Raw genomic sequence first — 1,515 nt, forward strand, 5'->3', positions numbered from 1 at the left:
GCCCAGCACTGCCGGCTCGACGAGAAAGCCCTTCACGCTTCTGYCGTCGGCGAGCCTGATGGTGCCGATCGCCATCGGTGCCGGAATCGCGTTGACGAACTTGCCGAACGCGGACGACGACAGCGACCAGATCTCGAGTTCAATCGCAGAACCCTTGCCTGCTTCCACGCGCAGCATGCCCGGCTTCGGCGGCGTGGTCGGAAGCGCATAGAGCTTGTAGTCCGCCGCTGTCCTGGTCGCCTCGATCAGCTTTCCGTTCAGCGCCTTCAACTCGCCGTTCAGCGCCATGCCGGACAGATGCGCGCCGACGACGGCAATCGGAATCTCGTCGATGCCGCCGGTAGCAGGCGGGGTGAGCGCAGGTTGCGCCACGCCCTTGGCACCAACGGTCAGCTTGGTATCCGCATGGAACACGCGGCCGATGCTCGCAAGCAGCGCATCGCGTCCTGCCGGCGCCAGCAGCGTGATGCCGAACGGGATGCCGTCGGCGCGCATCGATGCCGGCACGGCGAGGCCGCAGAGGTCGAGCAGGTTGACGAAATTGGTGTAGGTGCCGAGCCGGCTGTTGAGCTCGATCGGGTTGGCCAGCACCTGCGCGGTCGTATACGCCGTCGGCGCCGTCGGCAGCACCAGCGCGTCGATATTGGCAAAGGTGCGCTCGGCGATCTTGCGCAGGCCCTGCAGGCGATAGAGCGCGGAGAAGGTGTCTGCCGCCGTCAGCCGCGCGCCGGCGGCGGTGATCTCGCGCGTCACCGGATGGATCGAGTCGGGTGCGGAGGCGAGCAGGTTCTTGATCACGAGATAGCGCTCGGCGACCCAGGGACCCTCGTAGAGCAGCCGCGCCGTCTCGTAGAACGGCTCGAGGTCGAATTCGACCAGCGTTGCGCCGAGCGAGGTCCAGCGCTTCAGCGCCTCGCCGTAAGCTGCTTCCGCCTTCCTGTCGCCGAAGAAGATCAGTTGCCCGTTGCGCGGCACGCCGAGGCGCAAGGTTGCCGGAAATGGCGTGATCGCCCCGAGCGGCCGGTCGCGCGAGAATGGATCGGCCTGGTCCGGTCCCGCCATCACCGACAGCGCCAGTGCGGCATCGTCCACCGTCAAGGCGAACACCGAGATGCAGTCGAGCGTGCGGCAGGCCGGCACGAGTCCTGCGGTCGAGATCATGCCGAGGCTCGGCTTCAGCCCGACGATGTTGTTCAGCATCGCCGGCACGCGCCCGCTGCCGGCCGTGTCGGTGCCGAGCGTGAGCGGCACCAGGCCGGCGCCGACGGCGGTGGCCGATCCCGAACTCGACCCGCCGGGAATCAGATCTTCGCGAATCGAATTTTTGGGAATGCCGTAGGGCGAGCGCACGCCGACGAGGCCGGTCGCGAACTGGTCGAGATTGGTCTTGCCGATGATGATGGCGCCGGCCGCGCGCAGCCGCTCCACCGCGGTCGAGTCGTGCGTCGGTGTGTAGGAGAAGGCCGGGCAGGCCGCCGTGGTCGGAAATCCCAGCGCGTCGATATTGTCCTTCAC

General features: G+C 67.4%; 1 protein-coding gene. It reads right to left on the reverse strand.

All coding sequences use genetic code 11. From position 1 onward, the window contains the following. On the reverse strand, nucleotides 1-1,515 hold a 1,515-nt coding region (atzF, locus tag AC1D00_RS40640; RefSeq protein WP_477014580.1), incomplete at both ends, for an allophanate hydrolase.

It is taken from the genome of Bradyrhizobium sp. P2_E8, assembly GCF_056403875.1.